The sequence below is a fragment of the Pirellulales bacterium genome, from assembly GCA_035499655.1.
In the GTDB taxonomy this organism is placed as follows: Bacteria; Planctomycetota; Planctomycetia; order Pirellulales; family JADZDJ01; genus DATJYL01.
Map to the genome: position 1 here is coordinate 1 of DATJYL010000081.1, position 23,664 is coordinate 23,664.

The 23,664-nt window shown below is 57.4% G+C and carries 21 protein-coding genes; 10 read left to right on the top strand and 11 right to left on the bottom strand.

Annotated elements, in window-relative coordinates:
- Together VMJ32_05835 and VMJ32_05840 are read right to left on the bottom strand one after the other, a co-directional pair.
- Nucleotides 1-1,093, bottom strand: a 1,093-nt coding sequence (locus tag VMJ32_05835) for a hypothetical protein (protein ID HTQ38526.1), incomplete at its 3' end; no start/stop codon positions are given.
- Between the two features lie 200 nt (nucleotides 1,094-1,293).
- A complete protein-coding gene (locus VMJ32_05840) occupies nucleotides 1,294-2,463 on the bottom strand; it encodes a DUF1207 domain-containing protein (GenBank protein HTQ38527.1) in 1,170 nt (389 codons plus the stop codon).
- Between the two features lie 242 nt (nucleotides 2,464-2,705).
- On the opposite strand from VMJ32_05840, the gene VMJ32_05845 reads away from it, so the two are divergent.
- From VMJ32_05845 to VMJ32_05865, 5 genes are all read left to right on the top strand, one after another.
- A complete protein-coding gene (locus VMJ32_05845; GenBank protein HTQ38528.1) occupies nucleotides 2,706-3,026 on the top strand; it encodes an MTH1187 family thiamine-binding protein in 321 nt (106 codons plus the stop codon).
- A 3-nt stretch (nucleotides 3,027-3,029) separates the two neighbouring features.
- Nucleotides 3,030-3,503 (top strand): flavin reductase family protein, encoded by a 474-nt coding sequence (locus VMJ32_05850; protein HTQ38529.1) that lies wholly within the window; start codon nucleotides 3,030-3,032, stop codon nucleotides 3,501-3,503.
- Nucleotides 3,504-3,603: 100 nt separating this feature from the next.
- Nucleotides 3,604-5,073 (top strand): FAD-linked oxidase C-terminal domain-containing protein, encoded by a 1,470-nt coding sequence (locus tag VMJ32_05855; protein HTQ38530.1) that lies wholly within the window; start codon nucleotides 3,604-3,606, stop codon nucleotides 5,071-5,073.
- A gap of 87 nt (nucleotides 5,074-5,160) precedes the next feature.
- Nucleotides 5,161-6,411 carry an FAD-binding oxidoreductase gene (locus VMJ32_05860; protein HTQ38531.1) on the top strand — a complete coding sequence of 417 codons (1,251 nt, stop codon included), beginning with the start codon at nucleotides 5,161-5,163 and terminating at the stop codon, nucleotides 6,409-6,411.
- Nucleotides 6,412-6,470: 59 nt separating this feature from the next.
- The gene (locus VMJ32_05865) at nucleotides 6,471-7,796 is read left to right on the top strand and encodes a (Fe-S)-binding protein (protein HTQ38532.1); all 1,326 of its coding nucleotides are present in this window, start codon (nucleotides 6,471-6,473) and stop codon (nucleotides 7,794-7,796) included.
- An 18-nt stretch (nucleotides 7,797-7,814) separates the two neighbouring features.
- On the opposite strand, the gene VMJ32_05870 is transcribed toward VMJ32_05865, so the two are convergent.
- The 4 genes from VMJ32_05870 to VMJ32_05885 all read right to left on the bottom strand — a co-directional run bounded on the left by VMJ32_05870 (nucleotide 7,815) and on the right by VMJ32_05885 (nucleotide 12,668).
- A complete protein-coding gene (locus tag VMJ32_05870) occupies nucleotides 7,815-8,552 on the bottom strand; it encodes a class I SAM-dependent methyltransferase (protein HTQ38533.1) in 738 nt (245 codons plus the stop codon).
- A 56-nt stretch (nucleotides 8,553-8,608) separates the two neighbouring features.
- Nucleotides 8,609-10,675 (bottom strand): BatA and WFA domain-containing protein, encoded by a 2,067-nt coding sequence (locus VMJ32_05875; protein ID HTQ38534.1) that lies wholly within the window; start codon nucleotides 10,673-10,675, stop codon nucleotides 8,609-8,611.
- A gap of 122 nt (nucleotides 10,676-10,797) precedes the next feature.
- A complete protein-coding gene (locus VMJ32_05880) occupies nucleotides 10,798-11,688 on the bottom strand; it encodes a DUF58 domain-containing protein (GenBank protein ID HTQ38535.1) in 891 nt (296 codons plus the stop codon).
- A 182-nt stretch (nucleotides 11,689-11,870) separates the two neighbouring features.
- Nucleotides 11,871-12,668: a hypothetical protein gene (locus VMJ32_05885; protein ID HTQ38536.1), complete on the bottom strand. Its 798-nt coding sequence runs from the start codon at nucleotides 12,666-12,668 to the stop codon at nucleotides 11,871-11,873.
- Nucleotides 12,669-12,949: 281 nt separating this feature from the next.
- Between VMJ32_05885 and VMJ32_05890 the strand changes: the two genes are divergently transcribed.
- Both VMJ32_05890 and VMJ32_05895 read left to right on the top strand, forming a co-directional pair.
- Complete coding sequence (locus VMJ32_05890; GenBank protein HTQ38537.1) at nucleotides 12,950-14,596, top strand: HlyD family secretion protein; 1,647 nt, start codon at nucleotides 12,950-12,952, stop codon at nucleotides 14,594-14,596.
- Nucleotides 14,597-14,623: 27 nt separating this feature from the next.
- On the top strand, nucleotides 14,624-16,234 hold the full coding sequence (locus VMJ32_05895) for a DHA2 family efflux MFS transporter permease subunit (protein ID HTQ38538.1): 1,611 nt from the start codon (nucleotides 14,624-14,626) through the stop codon (nucleotides 16,232-16,234).
- Nucleotides 16,235-16,284: 50 nt separating this feature from the next.
- Here VMJ32_05895 and VMJ32_05900 read toward each other — a convergent pair whose 3' ends face one another.
- Nucleotides 16,285-17,094 carry a DUF480 domain-containing protein gene (locus VMJ32_05900; GenBank protein ID HTQ38539.1) on the bottom strand — a complete coding sequence of 270 codons (810 nt, stop codon included), beginning with the start codon at nucleotides 17,092-17,094 and terminating at the stop codon, nucleotides 16,285-16,287.
- A gap of 229 nt (nucleotides 17,095-17,323) precedes the next feature.
- Between VMJ32_05900 and VMJ32_05905 the strand changes: the two genes are divergently transcribed.
- Together VMJ32_05905 and VMJ32_05910 are read left to right on the top strand one after the other, a co-directional pair.
- Nucleotides 17,324-18,187, top strand: a complete 864-nt coding sequence (locus VMJ32_05905) for a ThuA domain-containing protein (protein HTQ38540.1) — start codon at nucleotides 17,324-17,326, stop codon at nucleotides 18,185-18,187.
- Between the two features lie 231 nt (nucleotides 18,188-18,418).
- Nucleotides 18,419-19,801: a hypothetical protein gene (locus VMJ32_05910; protein ID HTQ38541.1), complete on the top strand. Its 1,383-nt coding sequence runs from the start codon at nucleotides 18,419-18,421 to the stop codon at nucleotides 19,799-19,801.
- 91 nt (nucleotides 19,802-19,892) lie between these two features.
- On the opposite strand, the gene VMJ32_05915 is transcribed toward VMJ32_05910, so the two are convergent.
- The 4 genes from VMJ32_05915 to VMJ32_05930 form a co-directional block, all read right to left on the bottom strand.
- Nucleotides 19,893-20,099, bottom strand: coding sequence for a hemin uptake protein HemP (locus VMJ32_05915; protein ID HTQ38542.1), 207 nt, complete (start codon nucleotides 20,097-20,099; stop codon nucleotides 19,893-19,895).
- 267 nt (nucleotides 20,100-20,366) lie between these two features.
- A complete protein-coding gene (locus VMJ32_05920) occupies nucleotides 20,367-20,819 on the bottom strand; it encodes a hypothetical protein (GenBank protein ID HTQ38543.1) in 453 nt (150 codons plus the stop codon).
- Nucleotides 20,820-20,872: 53 nt separating this feature from the next.
- A complete protein-coding gene (gene cutA / locus VMJ32_05925; GenBank protein HTQ38544.1) occupies nucleotides 20,873-21,193 on the bottom strand; it encodes a divalent-cation tolerance protein CutA in 321 nt (106 codons plus the stop codon).
- Between the two features lie 114 nt (nucleotides 21,194-21,307).
- Complete coding sequence (locus VMJ32_05930; protein ID HTQ38545.1) at nucleotides 21,308-21,994, bottom strand: zinc metallopeptidase; 687 nt, start codon at nucleotides 21,992-21,994, stop codon at nucleotides 21,308-21,310.
- Between the two features lie 453 nt (nucleotides 21,995-22,447).
- Here VMJ32_05930 and VMJ32_05935 point away from each other — a divergent pair, with 453 nt between their 5' ends.
- Complete coding sequence (locus tag VMJ32_05935) at nucleotides 22,448-23,662, top strand: ADP-ribosylation factor-directed GTPase activating protein isoform b (protein HTQ38546.1); 1,215 nt, start codon at nucleotides 22,448-22,450, stop codon at nucleotides 23,660-23,662.
- Nucleotides 23,663-23,664 lie beyond the last annotated feature (2 nt).

The following is a 23,664-nucleotide window of genomic DNA, read 5'->3' on the forward strand; positions in this document are numbered from 1 at the left end:
ATTCCGGGCGCTCCGCTTCCGGTAAATCGTCGTCCGTGAAGCGATGGTATTTTAAGTAGTGCGCAAGTTTTCCCGGCGTGCCGCCATCGTACAAATCGATTTCCGACTGGCCGTCGTGAAACGTCATCGCCACGGTATAAATCGCCAGCATGGTAAATAGCGACATCAACACCGGCCGATACCAGCGCGGGTGATCAAACGCGATGATAAACGTAACCAGGTACAGCGACAGCGGCACAACCCACAAAAACGGCATCACGGCCACGTCGGTGCATACGTGGTTGGTAATGGCCAGCAATGCGACCGAAGCGAATGCCGGCAGCACCAGCCACAACATCCGCCCCAACACCGTCGGCGAGGAGAAAGTTTCCGCTTTCGCCGCAGTCGACGGCGCAGCTTGATTGGGTAAATCCATCACCACAGGATTGGCGCTGTGCAAATCGGTTACGTTCGGATCGGTCGAAACACGATCCGCGCAGCGCAATGCCCACCCGATATAGATTGCCGCACAACCGCACAACGCCGCATATAAATAAAATCCGCACGACCAAAAAGTCGCCTGGTCATGCACTGCCCAAATCCGTTCGAAAAAAAACGGATAACTCAACAACGCCAACAGCGAGCCCACGTTCGATAGCGCATACAACCGGTACGGAATGCGGCCAGGGTACGCCCGGGCAAACCAGGCTTGAATTAACGGACCCGTCGACGATAACACGAAAAAAGGCAACCCCACGCTCACTGCCAGCAACACCAATATGTGCCGTACGGGTTCCAGGCTATCAGTCGGTTTCCACGCATCGCTGGGGACCACACGCAGGAACACCAACGCCAACACCATCAATACCAAGTGAACTAACGCCTGTTGCTTGGGTCGCAACCACATTTGGCTGAAATGCGCATAGGCGTAACCGCCGAACAACAGCGTTTGGAAAAACAACAAACACGTGGTCCACACGGCCGGCGTGCCACCGAACCAGGGCAATATATACTTGCTGACTAGCGGTTCAATTTGAAACAGCAAAAACGCGCTCACAAATATGGTGGCCGCAAAATTCACGGCAAGCCAAACGCTGCGCGTAGATCTGCTCATAACTAAAATGCTCGGCGAACAAAGGCGCTTACTAGGAGAAGTGCGTCAACAGGAAGGAATCTCGGCGGGCAATGAAACCACCAGAGAATAACGCGCCCCCGGACCGCAAGCAATTCGACCCGTTTCAATTTAAGCAGGACCGTTTGAGCTCTAAGCACACGCGGGTTTGGCCAACACGGCTTCCGGGGGATCGCCTTCTTTCAATAATCGTACCACAACCCATAACCGATCAACTGCTGGCTGTCTTGGAAAAATTGGCCGTAAATCGTCGGGCCAGTTTGGTAGAAGAAGCCCGTGCGAACCATCTGCCCACCGTGCATCGGCCGCCATTGCCAGCCAGTTTCGACGGTGAGCGGACCGCCCCAATTGTTTTCTTGTTTGAGATAGGCATTGATGTCGAAAAATGGCGCGCCGTGCCAGCCGCGAACGACCGGGTTGTATTCGATGCCAAACTGAATGGCCCAGGGCTTGCTGCCCCCCTCGGCGAAATAGGCCCATTCAAATTCGCTATAGATACGCAAATCGGGCGTGATGAAGTACCCGTGCCCCCAGACAATGGCATTGCGGCTGTAATTGATGCGCATGAACGTGGGGTGCTTCAGCTCATATTCATCGCCGATATGAGCGCTCGTGTGGTACCACGCAATTTTCATTTGATAATCGCCCCAGCCATACGTGACGGGAAAGCCGATGCGAAAATCGTAAGCATCCACGTCGCTATTTTGCGTTAAATCCTGACGGATGAAAGCCGCTCCTTCCACATCCGCCTGCCAGCCCTGCGGACGAAAATCGGCAGTGTCGCCGTAACGCAATAATCCCACGCGACCACCCACCGTGCCGTCCAGCTTCGTGTCCACGCCGGTGTCGCTGGCAAGTACGCCGCCAATCCGCGGCTCTTTTGGTCCGGCCAGGTCGGAATGCCAAATCAATCCGTCCGGCATCAGCTGCCAACTCCACGGTTCGTCGCAGTGGTCATAGCCTTCAGGCACGACCGCGCCGGGAGGCAGCGACGGCGCTTCAATGGTGTTGTACGCCACGGGCGACGCGCCGGAATGCGGGGCGTCAAGCAACTGAAACTGCTGACCGGGTTGATAAACCGCTTGGCTTGCCCCACTTGGAGAGGTGGCCATCGGCGCAGGCCCATCGAGAATATACACCGACTGACGTTGATCGTCGTAAGCTGTGCGCGGCACCGCCGGAAGCGGACTGATGCCGTAAATATTCCCAGCGAATGTTGCCGGCTGCGGCGGCGGAATATCGCCTTCGACGCCCTGAGCAACTGAAACTCCACAGACGGCAATCACGCCGTACGTGAACAGTGCTACGAAGACGCACCACTGATCGAAATCAGTTTGCCGGAATCGATTCATAAATTCGCCAAATGCGACAAGCCGAACGGCCCTGAGAAAAGCAGGGTAGTGTACCGCAGCCCCACCGCACTGCCCAGGCCGATTTGCACCGCGATAATGGCAAGCCCGTCAAGCACTTAGGTCAGCCGGCCAATCGACTTTTCGCCGGCCGGAATCTACAATCTACTCGCGCAACGCGAACGATCAACTCACCAACTGCATCGCAATCTTATCGCCGCCGATGCATATCCGCGGCTGGCAAAATGGTTCTTCTCGAATTCAGTGTATCGCCGCTCGGTGCTGGAGAAAGCGTCAGCTCCGCCGTGGCAAAATGTTTGGAACTGGTAGAGCAATCAGGGCTCGACTATCAACTGCACGCCATGGGCACGCTCGTCGAAGGCGATCTGAACGCGGTCCTGGATCTCCTGCGCCGCTGCATCGAAACCGTGGCGGCTGACTATCCGCGCGTTTCCTGCACCGCCAAACTTGACGTGCGACGCGGTCACAGCGGCCGCTTGCAAGCCAAAATCGCCAGCGTCGAACGACGCCTCGGCCGTCCCTTGAAAAAAACTCCGGGAGCTTGATCTATGCCCGCCACTCAACTGGAAGCAATTTTGGGGCGCATTCCCAGCGGGCTGTTTATTCTCACCATCGCGCACGAAGGCAACGAAACCGGCATGCTCGCCAGTTGGGTCATGCAGGCCGGCTTCGATCCGCCGATGGTTACCGTGGCCGTCAAACAAGGCCGCTATGTGGCCCAGTGGTTATCCGCCAACGAATCCTTTGTGCTGAATTTGCTGCGCGACGATCAAAAGTCGCTCCTCAGCCATTTCGGCCACGGCTTCGAGCCCGGCACACCCGCCTTCACCGGCTTAAAAGTGCATCGCACTTCCGGCAATCTGCCCGCGCTAACCGACGCCTTGGGACACTTGGAGTGCCGCCCAAAAACGTACTTCGATTCCGGCGATCACCGTATTTTTCTGGCCCAAGTGCTCGCTGGCCACTTGGCGGCCGATGGTCAGCCCTACGTGCATATCCGTAAAAATGGCCTGCGATACTAGGTTTTTGGCCATTGCCTAAGTTTCGAGCCGCTAACTTTCACTGCTGCGTCGCTCTATAATCTGTAGTTTGCTGCCCGATCTTCACGAGAATTTTCTTCGCATGAGCACTTCTCTATTGCCGATGTTGGTCGACGAACTGCGGGAAGTCGTGGGCGTCGACGGCGTCCTTTCCGCCCATGCCGATCTCGTGGTTTACGAATGCGACGGCTTCGTCATCGAAAAAAACAGCCCCGACGTCGTTGTGTTTCCACGCACAGCACTGCAAGTGTCCGAAGTGGTAAAGTTGGCCAACAAGCATCGCGTTCCGTTTGTGCCTCGCGGCGCCGGAACCAGTTTGGCCGGCGGCTGCTTGCCCGTGGGCGGCGGCATCATGATCGTCCTGACACGGATGAAAGCCATTGAAGAAATCAATCTTCGCGATCGTTACGCGGTGGTCCAGCCGGGCGTGGTCAATGCCTGGTTGAATCTGGCCCTGAAAGGGCAGGGTTACCACTACGCGCCAGATCCTTCCAGCCAAGGCGCCTGCACCATTGGCGGAAATGTGGCCACCAATAGCGGCGGCCCGCACACGCTAAAATACGGCGTCACGGTCAATCACGTGCTGGGCTTGGAGGCGGTATTGCCCGATGGCCGCATCGTGCAGTTCGGAGGGCCCAGCGACGATCCACTCGGCCTGGACATCGTTGGCACGCTCGTCGGCAGCGAGGGAACCTTGGCCATTGTCACGAAAGTATGGGTGCGCCTGACGCGCAATCCGCAAGGGGTTCGCACGCTGCTATGCATTTACGATTCCGTCGACGACGCCACCAACACCATTAGCGAAATCATCGGCGCCGGCATCATTCCGGCGGCGCTGGAAATGATGGATGAGGGGATTTTGGTGGCTGTGGAACACGCCTTCAACATGGGTTTTCCGTTGGATGCCAAGGCGATTTTACTCATCGAAGTCGACGGCCTCGAGGTCGATTTAGACCGGCAACGCAACCGCATCATCCAAATCTGCAACCAATGCCAAGCCCGCGAAGTGCGCCAGGCAAAAGATGCCGAAGACCGCCTTCGGTTATGGAAGTGCCGCAAGCAGGCGTTTGGCGCCGTCGGCCGGTTAAGTCCCAGCTATTGCACGCAGGACGGCGTCGTGCCACGCACCAAGTTGCCGCATATTTTTCGGCGGATCATGGAAATCGGCCAGCGGCACGGCGTGCGAATCGTAAATGTGTTCCACGCCGGCGACGGAAACCTGCATCCCATTTTGCTGTTCGACGAGCGCGATCCAAACCAAATCGAGCGCGCCTTGGCCGCCGGCGGCGAAATTCTCGATGAATGTATCGCCTGCGGCGGCAGCGTGACCGGCGAACACGGCATCGGCGTGGAAAAAATCGCCTTCATGCACAAAATGTTTACGACTGAAGATTTGGCCGCCATGGAGCGCCTCCGATTGGCGTTTAATCCCGAGGGTCGCCTCAGTCCCTGCAAAATGCTCCCTTCCGCCGGCGGTTGCGGCATGGAACATTCGGGGTCTAGTCCAAGCGTCATCAAACAAAAATTCCCCGGTCGGCAGGCCGCACTGTAACCGCAAGCTGCGACGACCATCGGAATAATTCCGACTAACTGATTACTGGCGCATCAAGCTCTCATCATTCTTCTCATTCACCCTCCCTTGCCCCCCGCTGCTGATCCACTCCCATTGACCGATACGTTAACTCCCGTCGATCAGGCCGAGTTGGCTCAAACTGTGCGCGAAGCCTTTCACGAAGGGACCCCCATTTATCCCATCGGCGGCGGCGCTAGTCTCAATTTTGGCTTGCCGCCGCGCGATTCCGGACTGGGTTTGTCGCTGCAAGGTTTGAAGCGCGTGATCGATTACTCAGCCCGCGACATGACGGTCACGGTCGAAGCCGCCCTCTCGCTCGATGTCCTAGCCGCCACGCTGGCCAACGAAAAACAACGGTTGCCCATCGATTTGCCCGATGCCCATCGTGCCACGATCGGCGGCGTCATCGCCACCAATACCTCCGGCGCAAGGCGCTATTCCCAGGGCACGATGCGTGATTACCTCATTGGGGTCACCGCAGTGGATGGCCGCGGCACTCTTTTCCACGGCGGCGGCCGAGTCGTCAAAAACGTGGCCGGGTACGATTTTTGCAAACTCCTCACGGGCTCTCTCGGCACGCTGGCTGTCATTACCCAAGTGACGCTGCGCGTGAAGCCAATGCCCGAATGTTCACGGTTTGTGGTTTGCCACCCCAGAAGTCCGGAAACCGCCGAGCGATTGTTGGAGGCGCTCGTGACCACGCAAACCGCACCCGCCGCCATCGAATTGCTCACCGGACCCGCTTGGAGCAACAATCCTGTGCTGGGTTCCGTAGCCGACCGTGGCTCGGCTCATCTGTTAGTCGGTTTCGAAGGCAGCGAAGTGGAAGTCCATTGGATGGCCGACACGCTCTGGAACGAATGGCGCAAGTTAGGGGTGGCGGGCGAAGTAATCGCCGATCATCACATCGCCGATCTGTGGAGGCGATTGGCGCAATTTCCGGTCGAAGGTAATCCGCCGCTGGTGATTAAAGCGGCGATGCTGCCCAGTCGCACGCTGCAGTTCGTCCAAATGCTAATGCGGATCGATCCCAACTGCTCCGTCCAAGCCCACGCCGGAAACGGAGTGGTCGTCGCCCGGCTGACGGAATTCGGGGCAGGCGGATTGTCAAAAATGCTCGTCAGCCGCTTGCAACCGGCCGCCGCCGAATACGGAGGGCACATCACCGTCCTGTCCTGCTCTACCCCCGCCGACCTCACCCGCCAGTGTTGGTGGGGTACATTCGGCGACACCGCCCCCGTGATGGAACAAATCAAACGCCAATTCGATCCCAAAGATCTGCTCAATCGTGGTCGTTTTGTGTACGCTGGATTGTGAAAATGGCGGCAACCCGAGCGCATATCGCCAAAAACCGTCTAGAGATGCCGGCAGAAAGCATGCACCGCGAGACATCTAACAGCATCGTCGAAACTGGGCAAACCAATCCCGGGGCAGCCATCGATTATCAGCGCTTTCTGGAGTGCGTTCACTGCGGACTCTGTACCGCATCTTGCCCCACGTATGCCGAGTTGGGCAATGAAAACGATGGTCCGCGGGGCCGAATTTATTTGATGCGGGCCGTAACCGACGGACGCCTGGAACTCTCCGCCGAGCTGCGCCGCCATATCGATTTGTGCCTCGATTGCCGGGCTTGCGAAACCGCCTGCCCCTCCGGAGTGCAGTACGGTCGGTTGATCGAACCCTTCCGCGTGGGCTTGGAGCAATTCGGCGACGAAAAGCATGCCAGCGACGATTGGTTTCATCGCCGGATTTTGTTCGGCTTGTTTCCGTACCCGCGCCGCTTGGCGCGGCGGTTGTTTCCTGTTCGCGTGGCTCAGCGTACCGGATTGTGGTGGCTGCTAAAACATTTAGGAGCGATGCGCCTGTTGCCGGCGCAGTTGCGCCAACTAACGACCTTGTTGCCGCCGGCCAAGCGCAGGGGCCGCCGCTTGCCGGAAATTCTTCCCGCCGTCGGCAAGCCACGCGCCCGTGTGGCATTTTTTACCGGCTGCGTGGCTGATGTATTTTTTCGACCCACGCATTGGGCCACCCTCCGCGTGCTTCAGCAAAATGGCTGCGACGTGCTTGTGCCGCAGGCCCAAGCTTGCTGTGGCGCCATCCATTTTCACGGTGGCGCCAGCGAACCGGCCCGACATTTCGCCGACGCAAACTTGGCCGCTTTCAAAGTCGACGAAGTCGACGCTGTGGTGGTCAACGTCGCAGGCTGCGGCGCCATGCTCAAAGATTACGGCCATCATTGGCACGACGAATTACAGCCACTGCGAAAAAAGTTTGCCGCCAAAGTGAAAGATATCCACGAATTTCTGGCTGAGCTTGGCCTCGTTGCCCCGCAAGGCGAAATCAATTTGAAGGCCACCTATCACGACGCCTGCCATCTGGTTCACGCTCAAAAAGTGCGTGATGCGCCGCGCAAACTACTGAGCCTGATTCCCGGTTTAGAACTCCGCGAGTTGCCCGAAAGCGAATTGTGCTGCGGCGCGGCAGGCACGTATAACCTCACCCAGCCGGAAATGTCGCAACAATTAAGTCGCAGAAAGTGGCAAAACATTCTCGGCACCGGCGCGCAAGCGGTAGTCACCGCCAATGCCGGCTGCATCTTGCAAATTGCCCGCGAAGCTCGGCAGCAAGGCCAGCGCTTGCCCGTGTATCATCCGATGGATTTGCTCGACCTCAGCTACCGCGGCAAAAAACCGCGCGGTTAACCATTTTCCAGGAGTTCATTACACCCGCCGCAGTTCCCAGCAAATACCGCCGGCGCGCAGGGCTTTGTGAATGTCGGAAAGCCACAGTTCTTGTACGGGCTCCAAGCCCACTTCGCGGCAAATGTGCAAAAGCTCCTGTCGGTTGTACGTGCGGCACAAAAACAAGCGGCTGGTCCACGCGCCGCCGAAGCTGTCTTCCGTCGTCAGCAGCAGCATGCGGCCGCCCGGCGCCAATACCCGGGCCATTTCCGATAAACCAGGCCCGGCTTCCGGCAAATGCTCCAATACGTAGCCGCAGGTAATGCAATCAAATGCGCAGTCGGCAAACGGGAGTCGCGAAAGATCTGCCGACAGAAATTGCGGCCGATCGCTTTTTATTCGGCCTCGCGCTCGCCGCAGCATCTCCGACGAAATATCCAGTCCCACGATGGCGGCGTCACCGTCCGCGTATTTCAGCAAGTGCTGCACAATTTGCCCGGCGCCGCTCCCCACGTCCAAAATGCTTTTGCGGCCGCGCAAGTCAAACCGTCGTTGGCGAAACATCCGGTCGCCCAGCGGTGCATGCAGTGACAGTAAGCTGCAAGCCCACAGCAGTGCGCCCTTCGGGCCGGCGTAAACGCGGCGCACATGCTCCCGGTACTCCGGATAAGAAACCCTCTCCCAGACTTTGGTTTCCACTAATCGGTTGAAGGCTTTGCGCCGCCGACGAGGCGACCGAAACTCCGGTGGCGTAAGCGACGTTGTGCTTTGTGACATGCGTAACCGCCCGGTCGATCTCGTTGTGACTATGGATCGATTTTTTGCGAACTCTGTCACACGTAAACGCGCCGATTATACATATACCATTCCAACAGCAAAACAACTAGCCCAGCCACGAGCAGCCACTTCCAGGTTTCCTGTCGACCGGACTCATATGCCGCCCTCCCTTCGACAGTAACATGGCCAATTTCAATCGATTTGTCTTTCGCAGTCGGAATATCGCTTTCTGCCGGATCAAACAGATTTACCGTAAACCGCTCCACGATTTTTGACCCTTGGCTCACTTCGTACGGCCCCAATTCGTCGGTCTGGTTGAAATGGAACAAACCACTCTGGCCGCGCGGCACCGCCAGCAACGTGCCTTGCGGAGTACGTACGCTTAACTCTCCCACCGGAGCGTCGCTTTTCAGCGTCACCGGCTGGCCGGGTTTCACGGTCTCGCCAGCCTGAACACCGTTTGCGCCTCCCAAATAGTCTAGCACAGCATACACAAACGCCGGAAAACTCCGCCGAATCGGCCACGTTGTGTTGGGCGCTGCCTCACCATTTTTATCGACCGTGTAAATGTCGAACCCTAGCACTGCGTCCTCAAAACCTTCTCGGGCCGCAACTGCAAGTAGTGTGCCTTTGTTGGAATCGATGAGCCGTGTGCCGCCAGATGGCGGCGTTACCGGTCGCGATTCGGCAATATCGACATCTCCCAAATCGAGCCATTGCATCAACGGATGTGTCCGATCCAAATCGATAATCTGCGGATACACCACCGGGGCGCCCAACGACCACCACGTATCGGCTGGCCCCTTGTCATTTGTCGCGCCGCCCTTCTCTCTCTCCCTTTGGGAGAGGGCCGGGGTGAGGGTGCCGCCGGTGTTGCTCGCCGGCGCGCTGCTGGTTTCCGGCGGTGGCACTGCCCCGATGAACAGCGTATTGGCCTGGGGCATGGTGATCGGCTGGCAGCGATCGTAAATGATCAAATCGAATGCACCGCCGGCGGCCGCTCGCTCATGCACTTTGGTCATCAGCACTTCGGGCTTGGCCTTGGAAACTTCCACCATTTCGCCGGCCCGGGGCGTAGCCAGTGCCATTTCCAGCGCTTCGTTCCCCGGCGTCACCAACAACACTTTTGGACGCCGTAATGAATTCACCGCCGTCCAAGCGCAGTTGTCGTCGGGTAAAGCGTCGCCCTGGTTCAGCCGCAGCTCCAGCACCCCGGAATCGACCTCGCCCAAATGAAACGACACGCCGGCCGTTTCGCCCGGCTTCACGTGTACGGTGGAGGCATCGATCACATTGCCGTTCAAAAGCAAATCGACCGGCGCGGCAACTTCGGCCGCGCCAAAATTCTGCAGGCTGCCAAACGCCTCCAATTCGTTTTCGCGATCCTCGTTCCGCCGCACACTAAACGCCACAATCCCCACGTTTTCCGCCGATGTTTTCCCGATAGGCACATACACCAGCTCCAAATGTCCTGGTGCAACGTCGGTCGCTGGCGGAAATTTGCCGTCGCTGAATATGAACTCTTTAGCGGGCATGATCTCTTTTTGATTTTCGTCCGTGGTGTGCGTCGGATTCGCCAACCCGGCGGCGACCCTCAACGCTTCTTCAATGGAAGTCGACCGATGCGTGGGCCTAATATTATTCACCGCCTGGCTTAATTCCCGCCGCACGTCGGTCCACCCCTGCTCCACCCGCGCCACGTCGGAAAAACTGATGACCATCGCCTGCTCGCCGCTGGGCATTTCGTCAATCATGGCCAGTGCCTGTCGCTTGGCTTCATCCAGCCGTGATGGGTTCACGTCGGTGGCATTCATGCTCGCCGAATGATCGATCAATAAAATGTAACGCCCGCCGCTCAGCATGCCGCTGCGCCACCCTGGCCGCAAGAGTGCGAAAATCACCAGCAGCACCAGCAGCAGTTGCAAATACAGCAGCAAGTTTTGCCGGATCCGCTGCCACAGGCTATTGACGTGCAAATCTTCAACCGACTTGTGCCACAAATACGTGCTGGGCACTTCCAGCGGTTGCCGCCGCAGCTTGAGAAAATATAGCGCCACAATCGCCGGCGGCACCGCCAGCAGCAGCGCCCATTGCCAAGCCGAAAGTGCCGGAAGAAAATCCATGGAAATCGATCCGTGGCCGTTGACCAGTCGCCTATTGAATCATAAAGCCGCGACCGTTGGTCGCGCCGAAATCCCATTACCGTCTCTGTCCGCTAGCGGTTTAGCACGTTCGCCTAAAAACATCACCTTACCAACCCTCGCTTGCGCAAATATCCGGCCACCAACTGTTCCACGGGCAAATCGGTCCGCGCCATCAAATAATTCATCCCCCTGCGGTGGCAAAACGACCGCGCTGCTTCGACAAAGGCATTCAAAGTGCGTTTATAGCGTGCCAGCAGCGGCGCGCTGGCGGTAATTTCCGCCACGTCGGCGTCTTCGCAATCTAATAGTTTCAAATCGCCTTTGATGTCCGGATCGATTTCTTCTGCGCTCAGCACTTGAATCACGTACACATCCATCTGCTGCGACACCAAATAGCGCAGCGCACTTTCGTAACCGGCTTTATCCATTAGATCGGTGATGAGCAGCAGAATGCCTTTGCCGCGGTTGCGCAGGCAAAAATTTTTCACTCCCTCGGCCAACGACACGGCTTCGCCGGGCTCAATTTTCTCCAGGGAATCTAACATTCGCCACAGGCTGCGCCGTCCGCGAAAAATCGGCCCCGAAGCTTTTGCCGATTGTTCCAGCGATTCCACGCGCACCCGATCGCCGCGCACCAGTCCAATAAACCCCAGCGCTGCGGCCAATTGCTTGGCGTATTCCAATTTGCTGGGTGTGCCGAAATCCATCGAACGGCTGGCGTCGATCAGCGAATAAAAATGCAGCTCTTCTTCCTCGAGGAACATTTTCAGAAACAGCCGATCGAGCCGGGCGTACGTGTTCCAGTCGATGAATCGCAAATCGTCCCCCGGCACATAACTGCGAAAATCGGCGAACTCCACGCTTTGCCCCTTGCGCTTGCTGCGGCGCTCCCCCTTCATCCGCCCGCGAAAAATCTTCCGGCTAACCAACTCCAACTTTTCCAGTTGGGCCAGCAACTGCGGCGAAAGCAGAGGCGTTTGCGCGGTGGACATGCGAGCCTGGGTCGATTCCGATAAAACTGGAAAGGCACTGGTTCAGGCCGCGTTCTTTGTCGCAGCCCGGCAATATCTCCAGTTTAACCGCCCAAATAGCGGTATCCCAGTCAGGAAATGGGCGATACAAATCGAATGCGAAGCGCTGGCTCGCTAGACAATGTGCTTACTGTTCTCACCGGTTACCGCTTGGCCGTTTGCAGCGGGCGTAGGTATTCCTCGAGGGAAACCTCGGGGTATGTCACCAAGTCCTTCCCGGCGTCGTCGATGCGCTTCCGATCAGTCGGCAGCAGCCGCATCGTCAATAGATGTTCGCTCCGCAGCACCATGGGCTTGGCCATCAAATGGTTTTGCGCCACCACAGTCAACTGCACGCTTTCAGGGATTTGGCCGTTGTGCTCCAACGCGTCATTCACGGCCAGACGCGGAAACGGGGGCAAAGCGCCGGGATGTGTCATGGCGTTCAACCGCGCCGACCAGTCCGAAAACATCCGATACTCATGCACCACGTTCGGATTGTCCGGCTTGGCCGGTTGCACTCGATACGTCATCTGCGGACTCGAAAACTGCAGCCACTGGTCGTCGCTTTTGCTGCCATCAAACTTCGGATTGGCTGCAAACTTCAACAAGGCGTCGGTTTGCCGAGCAGCCCGAACGCGCAGCTGCTCGGTGAATTCGTTCAATCTGTCGGTGGTCATCTCCGTTCGCAATTTGCGATTGGGGTCTAAAACCACGATCCGGTTGCGCTGAAAATCAAACACCGTAATCTCATCGGGCGAAGAAAGGAAATCGTACACCCGGTCGTCGGTGAACAAGGTCACGCTTTGGCTGGTGTTCGATTCGTCCTTCCCGGAGTATACTTTCGATTCGACTCGGAACTCATCGGCACTCGTCGGCGCCGCTCCCCCTAGGGCCATCCCAGCGACGATTCCGAAGGTCAGCGTTGTGCATGCTTTCCAATACCTGGTTTTGATTTGCATGGCATATTCCCCGCGATTGAAGTGCTTTCCAGACACGCGCCCCGGAGCGTAAAACAGATCGGCGGCGCGGCCAAAACAGTACCCAAACCGCTTGAAACGAGAAAGACAAATTGGCGGAAATGACCAGAACTTCGGGCTGCAGGCTGGGCAGCCCGCTGCCGTAATCGGTAGACGCGGCCCGTGAATCTGCCGCAAGGTGAAACAGGCCAATAGCTTGCGACGCACCAAAGAATGCGGTGTTTTATTTTCGCAACATTTGCCCACTAACGTAAAATTGCTCGATGTCTACGCCTGCACCAGTTCCTGTCCCGGCAAGCGCTCCCGCTCCCAAAGGCCGCAAGCCTGTTTTGCGCCGCCGTTTGATTTTGCTTGTGCTGGCCGCCGTGGTCGTCGCCGCGGCTGCTTGCTTCGGTATTCCCTTTGTCGAGACCGTGTTGAACACCGTCTCGACCGACGACGCCTACGTCAACGGCCACGTCACGTTTGTCGCGCCGCGCATTCAAGATCAGGTCGTCAAGGTGTTGGTCGACGACAACAACCGCGTCCGCAAAGGGGATATTCTGGTGCAGCTCGATAAAACGCCGTACCAAGTCATCGTCGAAGTGAACAAAGCCCTGGTCGCCGTCGCTCAGGCCCAGCTCATCGTTTCCGAAGATGAAGTCCGTGCCGAAATTGCCACCGCTCGCGCCAATCGCTTCAAGCTGGAACATTCCATCGAAGATGTGAACAATCAAATCGCCTCGCTGCGGGCCACCGTCGCCGCGCTGGATACCGCCAAAGCTCGTTCGATTCGTGCCAAGGCCGACTGGGATCGTGCCCTGGAAGTGCAAAAAACTCCCGGCGCCATCAGCCAGCAAGATGTCGACCTGCGCGAAGAAGCATACCGGGTGACCCAAGCGCAGCAAAAGCAAGCGCTGGAGCAGGTGTACCAAATCCGCGTCAGCTTGGGTTTGCCCGCCCAGCCGGACAATGGCGATTTGACTGAAGTACCGCCGAACCTGGATCAAAACTTCTCCACCGTTCGGCAAGCCCTGGCCGATTTGATGGTCAGCGCGGCGCCACTGGGCATTACGCCCCCCAGTTGGAACGCCACGCCGAAGGAAGTCATCGACGCTTTTTACAAACGCGATCCGCAAGGCAATCTCGACCGCATTTATGCCAAGCTGGAGGCCGACGCCCCGGCCATCAAGCTCGCGCAAGCCAAGCTGCAGCAGGCGCAGGCGAATTTAGATCAAGCCAACTTGAACCTCAGCTACTGCGACGTGGTGGCGGAAATCGACGGCGTCATCACCCGCCGCAACGTCAATCCCGGCAACAACGTGCAGGTGGGCCAAAGTCTGATGGCCATCCGCTCGCTCACCGATATTTGGATCGACGCCAACTTCAAGGAAACGCAGCTCGACGAGCTCCGCATCGGACAGCGCGTCCGCATGCGCGTCGATATGTACGGCCGCCAGCACGAATTCGAAGGCCGCATCTCCGGATTCACCATGGGCACCGGCTCTACGCTGGCCCTGCTGCCGGCCGAAAACGCCACCGGCAATTTCATCAAGGTCGTGCAACGGCTGCCCGTGCGCATCGATCCGATCAATTACGATCCCGACAAACTGCCGCTGTTCATCGGCCTGTCCGTCGTTCCCTATGTGTACGTGAAGGAAGAGCCGACCGGCCCCGATGCCGGCAAATTCCTGCAGCCGTTTTTGCCGTTGCCGCGAGTCACGCAACAATCGGAACAAAATGCCATGCTGGATGGATCCAATCCCGCCGTTCCCGCTGGCAAGCAAAACCTGACCGCGCCATCGGCGACAGCCCCCGCGCCGCAGCCGGACGCGCCGCAGCCAACGGAAACAAATCCGACCGATGCAAATCCGACAACTTCCAAGCCGTTGCCGCCGACGCCTCCGGAATTGAGTCAACCGTCGAAGTAGCGCTTCGCTCCGCACTCGGAACGCGCCATGAGCACCGCCCCCTTATCGCTTCCGGTCACGACTCGCAAGTCGATCAATCCCTGGATCGTCGCCGCCGCGGTCGTCATCCCCACGTTCATGGAAGTGCTCGATACGACCATCGCCAACGTCGCCCTGCGTTACATCGCTGGCGGACTGTCGGCAGCCGTGGTCGATAGCGAATGGGTCATCACCAGCTACCTGGCCGCCAACGCCGTCATTCTGCCCATTTCCGGCTGGATTTCCGCCCGCTTGGGCCGCCGCAATTACTTCATGCTTTCCATCGCCCTGTTTACAGGCAGCAGCATGATGTGCGGACTGGCCACCAGCCTGCCGCAATTGATATTGTTCCGCGTGATTCAGGGAATTGCCGGCGGCGGGTTGCAGCCCAGCAGCCAGGCGATTTTGCTCGACGCCTTTCCGCCGGAGAAGCAAGGCGGCGCTATGACCGTCTTCGGATTGGCGGCGCTGGTTGGACCGGTCGTCGGGCCCACGCTCGGCGGTTATCTGACCGACAATTACAACTGGCGGTGGATTTTCTACATCAACGTGCCCGTCGGGTTGATTGCCTTGGCCGCTTGTTGGGCGACCGTGACCGATCCCGATTATCTCCAGCAGCTCCGCGCCGACCTGCTCAAGAAGCCCCTCAATTTTGATTACATCGGCTTCGGACTCCTGGCGCTGGGTATGTCCTGCTGGGAAACATTTCTCAGCAAGGGACAGCAGTGGGACTGGCTGGGCGATCCGTTCTGGCGCGTGCAAACGCTCCTGGCGCTCATCATCCTCTGCTTTGGCTTCTTGGTTTTCCGCGAACTGCGTATCCGTAACCCGGTCGTCAATTTCCGGCCCCTGAAAGAACGCAACTTTTTGATGTCGTGCACCATCATTTTCTGCGCCTATGGAGCACTGTATGCGGCCAGCATTTCGTTGCCCGGATTATTGCAATCCCTGTTCAATTACGATGCTTATCATTCCGGTCTGGTGATGTCGCCCGCCGGCATTTTTGCGATTGGCGTCCTCTTGATCGGCGGCATTCTGCTGCGCGCAGGAGCCGACGCCCGGTGGCTGATCGCAGTGGGACTGGTCGTAGTCGGTTCCGCCAATTATTGGATGAGCCAAATGAATTTGGAAATCAGCCCTTGGCAAGTCGCCGCGCCGCGGATTGTGATGGTGATGGGCCTGTCGCTCACTTTCGCCCCGCTCAACGTGGCCGCTTACATGTACATGCCCCGCGAGTTGCGCGCGGCCGCCGTCGGTTTGTTCAGCCTGCTCCGCAATGAAGGGGGCAGCGTCGGCACCTCGCTCGCCCAAACCATTCAGGAACGGCGCGAGCAATTTCATTTACTCCGCTTGAACGAACAGCTCGATCTGTTCAATCACAACGTTGCCGCGTTTGCCCAGCAAATGCAGAGCTTCTTTTTCCAACACACCGGCGATGCGCCCTTGTCGCACGAAATGACCTGGCAAGTCTTGGCCAACCTGCGGGAACAGCAGGCCAGCTCGCTGGCTTTTTTCGACGTCTTTTGGGTGGCGTCGATGGTCGCCTTCTGCCTGGTTTTTCTGGTTTTCTTCATGAAGCGCTCCGTCGCCGAAAAAGGCGCCCACGTCGCGGCCGAGTGACGCTGCGACATTTTGTCCCGCGACCGCACTCGGCAGGCGAGCATTGGCTCTCACCCGCCGACCGACGTTCGCAAATCGGAAATCTCCCGTTCTTGCCGTCGAACGGTCTCCGTCAGTGCTTCCAAATCGCGCCGCATTTCCGCTAGTTCGGCACGGAGCGATTGCAATTCGCCAATTGCTTTTCCTGGGGTAGTAACGGGTGTCGAACTGGGTGCTGCATGCGGCGATCCTCTCGGCGGCTCCCTTGACGGCTGAGCAGTTGGCACCGGGGCCGAAGCCGTTTCGTAACCGCCGCTAGCCAGCCGCTCCTTCAACCGCTGCAATTCCTCCGGCTCATACAAGTTATGACTGATGATTTGGCCACGCCCCGGCGGCGTCAAATCAATGACTAATCGTTTCGCCCGCAACGATTGCAGAATTTCACGCAGCGCGTTCAAATCGGCAATCGGCTCCATTCGGGCCGCCCGGCCCCGCAATTCTCCTTCAGTCTGCGCCCCGCGCAACAGCAGCTCGGTCATCACGGCCAATTCCACTTTGTTCACGCCCAGCCATTCGTACAGCAAATGGCGAAATTTGGCCACCCGCCCGCTCCCCTGCACCTCGATAACCGCTCCCGCGCCTTTCAGCCGGTCGAGCGAGTCGTCGATGTCCGATTCTTCCAACTGCATTTGCGGATCGCGGTTGCTCTTTTGGTTGCAGCCGTTGATCAGCCCATTCATGGTCATGGGATATTGATCCGGCGTGGTCTTGGCTTTTTCGACCAGTACGCCAACCACACGGCGATCGATGCGCCCCAACGGTTTCCACTGCGGCGGCGACGGGGCTGACTCACCGGCAGCGGTGACAAATGGCTCGTTCATAGAGGGATCGTGCAATTTTGGGCCTGGAGAAATTGACGCAGCGGATGAAAGTTGTACCACGAATGGTCGTGGCTCGCTATCGAGCGCCCGTCTTACATTCCCAATGGTGCCGCAAAAACCGGTTCAGTTTTAGAATTCTGTGTGAAACGCTTGACCGGCAACCGCACGTATGCGGAAATGATATGGCTTGCGCCATTCGCACCACCTTCATCGTTTCAAGAGCCCATTTATGAAATCCACTCTGGCATGTATCGCGTTGCTGATTACCCCATTCTGTTTATGGACAGTGTCCGCGCAGGCTCAAACTGGCTTTACGCTCAGCAACCAGCCGGCGAGCAACCTGCCGGCAGCGCCCCCCGCGCTGAAAGTGTTGTACATCACCGGCGGCGGATATCACGATTACGAAAAGCTCACCCCCATCATTACCGACGGCATTAAAAAACACGCCCATGCCGACATCGACGTGAAGATGCAAAAAAATGCCGACGGCAAGTGGAACTTGGATTGCATGCGCGATAAAAACTTGGGCGAAGGGTACGACGCCATTATTTACAACATCTGCTTCGCCGGCGATGAAAAAGCCAACACGCTGCCGCCGGAGGCCGATCAAGATTTAATCGACAACGCCCTGCGTGTCACCAAGGAAGGCAAGCCGACATTGATGCTGCATTGCTCCATGCACACCTTCATGGCTTCGGACGATTGGACCGATTGCTGCGGTCAGCGCACACGGCATCACGACAAATATAAGCCCTTCGCTACCGAAAAGGTGACCGCCGACCATCCGATCATGAAGCATTTTCCAGACAACTGGAGCACACCGGGAGACGAATTGTACGAAACGCTGGTGTTCCCCGATTCTTCCACCCCGTTGCTTCGTTCCACCACGCCCGACAACAATGGCAAGCAAAGCATCGTCTGCTGGGTCCATACCTACGGCAAAGGCCCGGTGTTCGGAACCACCCTGGGGCACGATACTAAAACCGTGGAACAAGACGCTTACCTGCGATTACTGGCCGATGGTCTGCTGTGGGCGTGTGGCAAGCTAGACGCTGACGGAAACCCCGCACCCGGTTACGGCCCTGCGAATTAGCGCTTATCTGTGCCAAAACCGCGACGCGCCGAGCAAAGAGCCAGGAATTACGACGGGTGCTCTTTGTTGACACCCTGGTTTACCCCATTTATCATCGAAGTATGGCGACGAATGTCGCGCAAGTCCTTTTCCTGCCGAACGATATATGATTTTCCCTGTTCTCTAACCCTTTCCCCGCGGGAAGGGAGCGGTTTCTTTACGGCCACAAGCACTCACTGAGAGTTGTTCCCGATGCCCATTGTGCCGATTCTTTGCGGAGTGCTGGTCATCGGCGGCATTGTGGCGCTGGTGCTCAGCGCAACCACCTGGCGGTGGTATCACATCACGCTGGGCGCGCTGATCATGTTGCTGTCGGTGGTCTGGTTTTATCTAGCGGCCCGCACTTTGGAAATTCAAAGCGTCTGGCGCGGCGAAATCAACAAATACGAAAATGCCCTGACCGAAGAGGCAAAAATTCACGACAAGCTCATCCAAGGCGGTCCCGATGCCGCCGGAAACGAGCACCTCAGCTTGGCGCAATTGCGGACCGACCTGGAAAAAATGCTGCAAGGCCGGGGTCGGGTTTGGGCCCAGGTCACGCAAAAAGCGGTCGCCCCCGACACCGGAAAAATTACCGCGGTCGTCGATAAGCCCGATCCGTCAGGTATCGAAAAAAATATGGTGTTGTATGTGTTCGACGACGTCGATGCCGGCGCCGGCGGCCAATTTCTCGGCGAGTTTGAAGTTACCGCCGTCAACGGCCAGGAAGTGCAATTGACTCCGGCGCTCAAATTGCGTCTGTCGGAATTGCAGCGCTTCGCAGCACGTCGCAGCGATCCGCTCATTCTGTACGAAGTCATGCCGACCGACAGCCGCGACATCTACGCGGATTTATTGCGCGCGGTTCAGGAACAATTTAAGCGACAGGGTAAGCAACCGCCCAACGATGCCGAAATCATCGGCGGTCAATTCCCGGCCAATGTGCCCGATCAAGTCAAGGAAGAATTCATCAAAGACGGCCAACCTCCCGCGGCCGACGAATCGCAAACCGACCGCGTCTGGCGACGGGTCAAAGCGCTGAAAGATTTTGATGTCTCCCTCGGCGCCGGCGCCGACAAGCAAACCCAGCATGTGACCGCCGACACCATTTTGCTGCTCGACCCGCAATCGGCCCAGGAGCAGATTGCCGCAGGCAACGTGGTCCTCGTGCCCGAAAACCCGAATGTCTTTGTCCGTCCGCTGCGCGATTATGTACGGCTCTATCGCGATTTGAATTTAGCCATTGAAGGCTTGCTGCGCACCACGGCAGAGGTCGACAGCGAAAATGCCGCCGTGCAAGATGCACAGCAGAAAGTCGCCAAAGACATCGAGTATCGAACCGCCGAAATTGCCGCCTTGCAGCGCGACCTGGTTCGCTTTCAAGCGGAAAGCGACATGCTGAAAAAGCACGTCGCGGCGCTGGAAAAACAAGTCGCCTTGGTCAACGATCAGGCCAGCGACGCCGCCGAAAAAAATCGGCAATTGGTAACGCAGCTCAGCGATTACCAGCATCAAGCGGCCATGGAAATCAATCGCCGCATCCAAGCCGCCATGCAAGCCAGCGACAAAGATTTGGCATTGCCGCGGGCGAAATAAGTTATCGGGAAACGGCAGCGGCCGACGGCATATCTCTGGTGGTGTGTCGGCGAAGCATCACCGCTCGCGCAGTTCATCAAATTCCGTCCGCTCATTTCGTCAAATATAATTTGCCGGCGTGGGTCAGCCGCAAACGGTACATTTGCTGACCGTGCTCAATCCAAGCTTCACGGCAGCCCTGTAGCAGCTCGTTCGAACCATAAATCGGCGGACGCACCTCCGCCGTTGGCAACAAACTCAGCGCCGCTGAGCGATCCGTAGATTCTTGCTTTTCGCCCGACATTTCGGTAAGCAACATGCGATGGTTCCTTGGGAGCGTTTGGAGCGGAGACAGATACAAAACGCACATTGCAATCGCCGTGCCGATTCCGCCGTGGAAAATTACCTGGATTTCCACCCAAATAAACTGCCTATCGACACGAGAAAGCACGAAGACGCTGCGATGACTATGGAGGCATTCCGCATTCGCTGGCCAACGATTGTCCACGCGTGATGAAGTTGTCGCCATGCAGCCTGGCAAGCGGACGCTAATAATCCTCCCGCCGCGCAACCAAACGCCCTCCTTTCATAATGTCGCTGGACTGCTAGCAGCCCTTATTTCCGCATAGCGTCGGAATTCCGTCTCGTCCAAAAACGCGGCTTCGCGCAACAATTGGAACATCACGGCCGTGGTCGGCCAACCGAAAGCCGCCAACAGTTGATCGAATTGCCGGCTCGGGCAAGTCCCCTTCAAATCGACAAACAGCAGCCGACCGGACCGATCGAACAAATTGCCGTCAATTTGCCACGCCAGTTCGTCACGGCCCGAAACCCATACGAACGACCCATCCGGTTCGAAATGCAACCGCTCCAGCTTTTCCAGCGCCGCGCCGGCCTGTTCAAAACTGACGGGGAACGCCGTTGCTAATGCCGAAGGGTTGACGGTCAGCGTCTGAAATGTCGTGCCCCGCAATCTGATTTCCGGGCCAGCGGCAACTTCCGGCGAGCGTGCATGTACCGCAGTATGAAAGGAAAGCATCCGACTATTTTAACCAATGCTTTCCGGGAACAGCATCTGCCAGTTCAACATGTTCAGCTCGTTTCGCTGGCCAGCCAACGCAAATACGCTTCAGAGCCCTCGACAATCGGCAGAGCCAAAATCTCCGGCAGTTCGTAGGTGTGGTGCTGGCGGATGACCTGGGCAGCCGGCTCGTACTTTGCTCGACGAGTTTTAATCCAACACTGCCACTCCGCGGCAGTTTCAATCTGGCCTTTCCAGCGGTAGATGCTTTTGACTGGCCCCACGATTTGCACACACGCGGCCAGCCGTTGCTCCAACAGCGCGTGGGCAATTTTTTTCGCGCTCTCCTGACTGGCCGCAGTGGTCACAATCTGGATAAATTCTTCGGTCATAAAATGGATGAACTCGACTAGATGAACTCCACGAGCGTGCGAAACGACGTATCCGGCGACGGTCGCATGAATTGACGTGCGATCAGCAACCGTTGGGCTGCCCTAGGCGGCATTTTATCGCCGCGATTCGCCGCTGGCCCGAAGAACATAGTACAGCAACGTCATCACCGCTTGCAACGTGGCCGCCACATACGTCAGTGCTGCCGCATTCAAGACGCTGTTCACGTAGTGCATGTCTTGCTCGGGCACAATGCCCAAGGTTACCAGTTCGCGCTTGGCTCGCGCGCTGGCGTCGAATTCCACCGGCAAATTCACCACTTGGAAAAACACGACCGTGCTAAACAGAATGATGCCGGCCCACAGCAAAGCCGGCAGGCTAAAAAGCACGCCCAGGATTAGCAATAGAAAACTGAAATGCGTTCCGATGCCAGCCGCCGGCACCACCGCATTGCGCACCAAAAGCGGCGCATAGTGCTTGGCGTCTTGCAAAGCGTGACCCGATTCGTGTGCCGCAATACCCACCGCTGCTAACGACCGGCTTTGATACACCGCCGAACTCAGCCTCAGCACTTTATCGCGAGGATCGTAATGATCGGTCATTTCCCCCGGCACCATCTCAATGTTGACCGCTTGTAAACCTGCTTGATCCAAAATATGACGGGCGGCGGCCGCTCCGCTCAGCGGCGCCGGCTGTTGCTGCGCTTGAGCATACGCCGACTTAACGCGGAATTGCGCCCACATCGCCAGCAAAAAAGCAGGTGCCAGGAACAAAAAATACAACGGATCAAACATGTGAAACATTTGGTTGCGTCCTCAATACGCTTGGCTGCATTTGCCCAGCATTGCAGATGCATCAGCAGATGATGCGGGGGTGTAAATGCGATTATATTATTTCGCTTTACGACACGTTTTCTTCGTTACTACGTATCCCAAAGGCCGTCGGATCTTGTCCGAAGCCTGTTTGCTCATGCGCAACCACTTGTCATCATAGGATTTACAAGCGATTCACAAACCACCGCTCTGAGATCGCCTCGCCACTTAACCTCGCCTTTCAAATGGCTGGGGTAAAATCGCCGCTCCCTGCGGGTTGACCGAAGCTCCTTTCATCCGGCAAACTCAACATATTCCGCCCACTTAACCGCACGTCTGCACTTTTACGCGACTTCTGCTAGCATCCGTGCCGAAGTGTTAAAAGACTGTCTGCCCCTGGAACCGCGTTTCTCTCCCGCCATTCCTCTCCCCATTGAGAATCCAATGTCATTTCTCCCTAGTGCTCGATGGTTCAGCGTTGCCTTGTTGTTAACGTTTGGCCTGGCCTGCGGTTGCTCGAAAGATACAACTCCACCTGCTCAGACGTTTAATGTCAACCTTTCCTCGCCCAACGAACTGCGCGATCGCATCGATGCCCTGGTCGATTACACGCTGAACAACCGCACGCTGAACACGCGCGACCACAATGCCTGGCAAATCATGCACGGTATTTTGGCCTATGGACACGATCTCAAGATCGAACACGACGGACAAATGATTGGGGCCCTAGATTGGTTGCTCAACGGTGGTGATCTGCACGGCTGGGAATTGGAACCAGGCGATCACGGCGTAAAAGCACACTTGGAACCCGGTTCGATGGCGGCCCAAGGCCATCCAGACCAATGGGTCGGCATCCTTTCGCAAGTCGGCGTTAAGCCTGACGACAAGCTCGTGGTTCAAGGCAAAGTCTACAAAGTGGAGGATCTTGCCACTCAGGCCCAATGGGATCTTTACCCAGGCATGGAAGCCTGCTGGACTTTATGGACCGTCAGCACTTTTTATCCTTACGATCACACCTGGGTAGATAAAGACGGCGAGCAGTGGAACACCGAACGCCTCGAAGCCATGGAGGCTGATGCTCCCGTTGTCGGCGAAAAAGCTTCCTGCGGCGGCACGCACCGCTTGTACGGCCTGACCATTGCCTTGAATCATTACATGGAGCAAACCGGCAAAACTCCCGACCAACTCACTGGCGGCTGGCAGAAAGCCCACAACGTCATTCAAGATTGCGTCCGCAAAGCCCGCGAATTTCAACAGCCCGACGGCAACTTTTCCACGAGCTTTTTCGTTCGGCCGGGCAGTTCCGCCGATGTCAAAGTTACCCTGCACGCCACCGGCCACACGTTGGAATGGCTGGATGTCGCATTGACCAAAGAGCAATTGCAAGAGCCGTGGGTCACGGCCGCGGTGAATCGGTTGTGCCAATTGCTGGAAGATAACGCCAACCGCCAGTTAGATTGCGGCGCTTTGTACCACGCGGCCCGCGGATTGAAGCTGTACCGCGAGAAGGTATTTGGCCCCCGCGACAGCCAATCCCCCATCGTAGCCCGCGCCCCGGCCGATTCGCACGGCGGCGATCCGATCAAACCCGCCGCCGCTGGCCCGGCAACCGACGATGCCGCCCCCGCCCCGCCTCCCGGCATCGGAACGGAAAAATAAAG

Excerpts from the sequence above, each read along its gene's own strand:
- VMJ32_05870 (HTQ38533.1), bottom strand. The coding sequence starts at position 8,552 with ATGTCACAAAGCACAACGTCGCTTACGCCACCGGAGTTTCGGTCGCCT.
- VMJ32_05930 (HTQ38545.1), bottom strand. The coding sequence starts at position 21,994 with ATGTTTCACATGTTTGATCCGTTGTATTTTTTGTTCCTGGCACCTGCT.
- VMJ32_05920 (HTQ38543.1), bottom strand. The coding sequence starts at position 20,819 with ATGCTTTCCTTTCATACTGCGGTACATGCACGCTCGCCGGAAGTTGCC.
- VMJ32_05865 (HTQ38532.1), top strand. The coding sequence starts at position 6,471 with ATGCACCGCGAGACATCTAACAGCATCGTCGAAACTGGGCAAACCAAT.
- VMJ32_05850 (HTQ38529.1), top strand. The coding sequence starts at position 3,030 with ATGCCCGCCACTCAACTGGAAGCAATTTTGGGGCGCATTCCCAGCGGG.
- VMJ32_05910 (HTQ38541.1), top strand. The coding sequence starts at position 18,419 with ATGCCCATTGTGCCGATTCTTTGCGGAGTGCTGGTCATCGGCGGCATT.
- VMJ32_05855 (HTQ38530.1), top strand. The coding sequence starts at position 3,604 with ATGAGCACTTCTCTATTGCCGATGTTGGTCGACGAACTGCGGGAAGTC.
- cutA (HTQ38544.1), bottom strand. The coding sequence starts at position 21,193 with ATGACCGAAGAATTTATCCAGATTGTGACCACTGCGGCCAGTCAGGAG.
- VMJ32_05890 (HTQ38537.1), top strand. The coding sequence starts at position 12,950 with ATGTCTACGCCTGCACCAGTTCCTGTCCCGGCAAGCGCTCCCGCTCCC.
- VMJ32_05895 (HTQ38538.1), top strand. The coding sequence starts at position 14,624 with ATGAGCACCGCCCCCTTATCGCTTCCGGTCACGACTCGCAAGTCGATC.
- VMJ32_05885 (HTQ38536.1), bottom strand. The coding sequence starts at position 12,668 with ATGCAAATCAAAACCAGGTATTGGAAAGCATGCACAACGCTGACCTTC.
- VMJ32_05875 (HTQ38534.1), bottom strand. The coding sequence starts at position 10,675 with ATGGATTTTCTTCCGGCACTTTCGGCTTGGCAATGGGCGCTGCTGCTG.
- VMJ32_05880 (HTQ38535.1), bottom strand. The coding sequence starts at position 11,688 with ATGTCCACCGCGCAAACGCCTCTGCTTTCGCCGCAGTTGCTGGCCCAA.
- VMJ32_05840 (HTQ38527.1), bottom strand. The coding sequence starts at position 2,463 with ATGAATCGATTCCGGCAAACTGATTTCGATCAGTGGTGCGTCTTCGTA.
- VMJ32_05935 (HTQ38546.1), top strand. The coding sequence starts at position 22,448 with ATGTCATTTCTCCCTAGTGCTCGATGGTTCAGCGTTGCCTTGTTGTTA.
- VMJ32_05905 (HTQ38540.1), top strand. The coding sequence starts at position 17,324 with ATGAAATCCACTCTGGCATGTATCGCGTTGCTGATTACCCCATTCTGT.
- VMJ32_05900 (HTQ38539.1), bottom strand. The coding sequence starts at position 17,094 with ATGAACGAGCCATTTGTCACCGCTGCCGGTGAGTCAGCCCCGTCGCCG.
- VMJ32_05915 (HTQ38542.1), bottom strand. The coding sequence starts at position 20,099 with ATGTTGCTTACCGAAATGTCGGGCGAAAAGCAAGAATCTACGGATCGC.
- VMJ32_05845 (HTQ38528.1), top strand. The coding sequence starts at position 2,706 with ATGGTTCTTCTCGAATTCAGTGTATCGCCGCTCGGTGCTGGAGAAAGC.